This is a genomic window from uncultured Thiohalocapsa sp. (assembly GCF_913062725.1).
Classification (GTDB): Bacteria; Pseudomonadota; Gammaproteobacteria; order Chromatiales; family Chromatiaceae; genus Thiohalocapsa.
This window is the reverse complement of the sequence record NZ_CAJXWY010000115.1, coordinates 1-4,333: the sequence shown is the minus strand read 5'-3', so window position 1 is coordinate 4,333 and position 4,333 is coordinate 1. Positions and strand designations below refer to the sequence as shown.

The following is a 4,333-nucleotide window of genomic DNA, read 5'->3' as shown; positions in this document are numbered from 1 at the left end:
CTATTCCTCGTCGTTGTGCCTTGCCAGGCACCCCGCGGGACGCACCCTGACGACCGTCCAACCGCTCCTTCTAGGTTCAAGCGCCTACCTTGATGGGTTTTCTGTTTCGTGACGCCGCGTGCTGCGCGGTGACTGGGTCTTTTCCGGACTCAGACCACCCGATTCCGCCGCTCCCCGGCGGCGAAGGCGCGGATGTTGGCGGCAACCCCATCCACCAGGCGCTGGCGGGCGGCGCGGCTGGCCCAGGCCACGTGCGGTGTGATGACGAGGTTCGGGATGTCCGCCGCCAGCAGGGGATGATCCGGCGGCGGCGGCTCCCGGCTCAGGGTGTCCAGCGCGGCGGCACCGGGGCGTCCGGCGCGCAGGGCCGCCGCCAGCGCCGCCTCGTCCACCAGGCCGCCGCGGGCGGTGTTGATGAGCAGCGCATCCGGGCGCATCGCTGCGAGCTCCGCGGCGCCGATGAGCCCGCGGGTGTTCTCTGCAAGCGGGCAGTGCAGGCTCAGCACGTCCACCCGCCGCAGCAGCTCGGCCAGCGGCAGGCGGCCCGGCGGCGCCGGCTGCTGCTCGGTGCCCGGTCGCTGCGCCACCAGCACCCGCATGCCGAAGGCCGCCGCCGCCTGCGCCACCGCCCGGCCCAGCTCGCCATGGCCGACGATGCCAAGCGTGCGGCCCGCCAGCTCCCGAATTGGCGGCGCGCCGGCGGCGGTGTCCGGCAGCAGGCAGAAGTGCGCCGCCGCCGACCAGGCCCCGGCGCGCACCGCGTCCACCCGCTGGCGCAGACCCACGGCCCAGTCCAGCAGCAGCGCGAAGACGTGCTGCACCACCGCGGGCGTCGCATAGCCGCTCACGTTGGTCACCGCGATGCCGCGGGCACGGGCCGCGTCCAGGTCCACGTTGTTGGTGCCGGTGGCGGCGATGCAGATGAGGCGCAGCTGCGGCGCCGCATCCATCTGCGCCGGCCCCATCACCACCTTGTTGGTGATGACCACATGCGCGTCCGCCACCCGGGCGCTGGTCTCCGCGGGCGCCGTCGCCGCGTAGGACCGCAGCGACGTGCACGCCGCCTCCAGCGCCGAGCAATCCAGGTCGCCGGTGTCGAGGCTGCCGCGGTCCAGCAGGACCACCGGGCCGATGGGTGGATGCACAGGCGGTCGCGATGCAGTCATGGCCCGTGCATCCTAATCCAGCCCACCGACAACCGCGAGGCGCCGGCGGGGGCGAGCCCGTCCGGCCGCCCTACGCGCCGCCTCAGCGACGTCCGCCGCGCCCCGCAAGCCAGCGCCGCCGAAGCTGTCCCAGCAGATCGCGCACGCCGGTGCAGCACTCGTCCGGGCGCGCCCTGTGGTTGGCCGGGTTGGTCAGGATCAGATAAGCGATGTACGGATGCATGGCTCTCCTCCAATGGGTGCTCAGATGTCTTGGGCCGGGGCCGCCCCTCGGCAGCCCTTGGAGATAAGCCTAATCGCCATCCGGACATGTCACCTTGCTGTAATACCGCTCCGCCGCGGGAATTTGTCACAGGCCTGTGCAGGGTCAGGTGCTTTGCCGCCGGTGGGGCCGGGGGCGGACCGCAAGTGCCAGACTTGGCGCAGCGCCCGGCTCGGGTGCCGGCCGGTGCCTGCGGTGTGCTGTGAGACGGCGCAGGCCCGGGCCGGAGGCCGGGTACGAGCGCATGGTCGAGGCCGATGGCTTCCCCGCCGGCGCCCGTCTGGAACTGCTCGGGGGGAGATCATCGACATGAGCCCGCAAAAGCGCTCGCGGAAAGCCCGCGACTACGCCCGCAACCAGGTGCCGGCGTACTGGGTCATCAACCGGCGCGACCGGGTGCTTGCGATCCACCGTCAACCGGCTGGAGAGCGCTATCGCCTCAACGAAACCCGGCAGGCGGGTGAGCGGGTGAGCCCGCGTGCCGCGCCGGGCTGCACCGTCGCCGCGCAAGACCTCTTGCCCTGAGCGGTTCCAGAGCCTGGCCTTGTCCCTGGGCGTACGACGCCCCGCGGCCATCCTCCGCCCCTGCACAATCAAGCCCTTCTCCCAGTTCCACTTTCAGCGCAGCCCTGATTGCGTTGCGTCAACTCCCGCCATTGCGCCGCATGCACACATTGCGGACACTGTAGGCCATGGCGCCGCAATCGCCGGGCGCAGCCACCCCGCACGCCGCTGACCGACACGGGGCAGCACGACCAAGGGTGATCCGGCGAACCGGGATGCCGTCGGCCTGTAGGGCGCCGGCTTCCTGATGGCGGCGAAACACGGCGTGATCGGCGGACAGCGCGGGGCGCTTCCAGGGTCCGAGGGCTTACGAACCGGCAGGAGGCTCGATGCTTGGTCGACTCGTCTGTCCGCCATCGTGGCGAGCGGGCGAGCGCAGGGTTGCCGGCTCGCGATAGTGGGCTAGGCGGCCTGCGAGCTAGCGCTTGATGCGGAGGGTGCTGCCTACTCAACTGTTAGCGTAGGAAAAGTCCGCGCTCAAATGCTGAAACCCGACTCTCCGTTCAAGAATATCCCAAGCAATACGCATCCTCGCCAAGCGTTTTTCTTGGATGGGCTGAGGCACGCCTTCGAGATCGCGGAGCTTTCTTTTTCTCGCCTTGCCACCGGGCTACCTGCTCTCTTAGAGGCGCAATCCGAGTCAGCTTTGCCGAAGAGCTTCGCGCCATACTATTTGGATGCGTGGGCTTTCGTTGATTCTGTCGACCGACTGAGAGTTCTATGGAAACTCCAGCCCGGTGCCGGCGGTATCCCAAAACCGTTCAATTCCGCCAGCCTTGACAGTGACCTCCAGGCTATTCGTAAGATCAGGAACGTATCTGATCATTTGGCACAGAAAGCGGACCAAATCGTTTCGTTGAAAGCCTCAGCATTGGGAGAGCTCAGTTGGGTGACGGTATACAGCCTTGACCCGCCCGTCATGAAATCGGCATTTATCAGACCCGGCTTCTTGCAGGCGTCGATCAACTTTCAATTAAACATCCCAAAAGACAAACTTCACGTTTACGGGTCTGCGGCGAACATCCTGCTAAAGGCAGCCAACCATACGGCGGACCTATCTCTCGCCCACTCGCGTTTGGTCAACCTTGCAAATTTCGCAGAGGCAAGCCTCGAATCCATGTTTGCTAAGGGCACCGCGGCCAAACCCTATGGAACGGACATGTTCGCAAGTTGCGACCTTGAGTTCCCTGAGAAATGAACATGATAGCGCTAACTAGCGGCTCGGCTGCGACCGCCCGTTGCCGCGCCGTCGCTTCGCGACCGGCGCGGCAACGGGCGGCGCGCCAGCCTTAACGTTAGGGGCTTAAAGAGGATCATCGAATAGTGCACGAGTTCAAGATCTGTGGGCCGGCACTTGACGACGGCGTGCCAATCCATATCGCCGTCGCCGCTTTGGACAATTTTCAGGCAGTGGTCGACAAATCCTATCTCGTTCTCGCCGGCGCGAAGCGTATGAGCGCTAAAGACCGGGAGATATTTCAGCTTAGAGCAAAGACTTTCGAAAGGGGGTCGCTTCTCACTCAATTTGAAATCGCGCTTTCCGGAATGCAACTGACGCTTCCGTTCATTAGTTCTTTTGGGCCACAAAATCTTTGGGACTACACGCGAGACGCTTTTTCGTTTCTCACGAACGTCTGCGGTGCCGTCCAAAATAATGAGAAGCCGACTTACACCTTCTCCAACGATGGCGATGTAAATGTTCAGATCGGTGATACAGTTCATCATTACAACGGTCCTGTAATCCAGATCGGAGAATTGGCATTGCCAAGCTATCAGAAGCTCGCCCACCTTATAGAGCCCCAGAGACTTAGCGAGATTTCCGCGAAGCCCAGCGATCAAAAAGTTCCTGACTTATACATAGGCCCCAATGACAGAAACAAGTTTGACATCCCCACGAGGATAGAAAAGGAAACCCGCGCAATAGATTGCGAAATCTACGATTTTAACAAATACAAAAATGCGGGCAGGCTGTCTATCAAGCAACCGGGGCAAGCTCTTGCTCAAGGCGACTATGCCTTCGAAATATTCGGTTCTCAAGACCACGTTGAGTACATTTACTCTATGCTCAAGCCACAGGTGCGACTCTACTGTTTAGTCGAAATGGAATCTAATCCGTTTGGTGAGGACAAAGTGTACAAACTTCATGTAACAGGCGTGAGCCCCTAACTATTCCACCAGCTCCGACGCCAAACTGCGGCCTTCGCTCTCGCTCAGGCCGCAGTTTGGCGCGGGCTGTGGTTGACGTTATAGCGCCGAGCAAAGCTCGGCGTCTCTTGCCGGGTGAAAGTCCCGGTCGGGTAAGGGCTAGCCACCCACCCGTATCGAGTGTTGGTCCGGTTGC

Annotated in this window: 5 protein-coding genes; 3 read left to right on the top strand and 2 right to left on the bottom strand. The window is 63.3% G+C overall.

Going from position 1 to position 4,333, the window contains the following annotated elements; translation table 11 throughout:
* Window positions 1-149: 149 nt before the first annotated feature.
* Window positions 150-1,166, bottom strand: coding sequence for a D-2-hydroxyacid dehydrogenase (locus QZ588_RS17770; protein ID WP_295544420.1), 1,017 nt, complete (start codon window positions 1,164-1,166; stop codon window positions 150-152).
* 82 nt (window positions 1,167-1,248) lie between these two features.
* On the bottom strand, window positions 1,249-1,389 hold the full coding sequence (locus tag QZ588_RS17765) for a hypothetical protein (RefSeq protein WP_295544418.1): 141 nt from the start codon (window positions 1,387-1,389) through the stop codon (window positions 1,249-1,251).
* 348 nt (window positions 1,390-1,737) lie between these two features.
* Between QZ588_RS17765 and QZ588_RS17760 the strand changes: the two genes are divergently transcribed.
* The 3 genes from QZ588_RS17760 (at window position 1,738) to QZ588_RS17750 (ending at window position 4,158) form a co-directional block, all read left to right on the top strand.
* Window positions 1,738-1,953: a Uma2 family endonuclease gene (locus QZ588_RS17760; protein ID WP_295544416.1), complete on the top strand. Its 216-nt coding sequence runs from the start codon at window positions 1,738-1,740 to the stop codon at window positions 1,951-1,953.
* Window positions 1,954-2,473: 520 nt separating this feature from the next.
* The gene (locus QZ588_RS17755) at window positions 2,474-3,190 is read left to right on the top strand and encodes a hypothetical protein (RefSeq protein ID WP_295544414.1); all 717 of its coding nucleotides are present in this window, start codon (window positions 2,474-2,476) and stop codon (window positions 3,188-3,190) included.
* A 125-nt stretch (window positions 3,191-3,315) separates the two neighbouring features.
* Complete coding sequence (locus tag QZ588_RS17750) at window positions 3,316-4,158, top strand: hypothetical protein (protein ID WP_295544412.1); 843 nt, start codon at window positions 3,316-3,318, stop codon at window positions 4,156-4,158.
* Window positions 4,159-4,333: the final 175 nt, after the last annotated feature.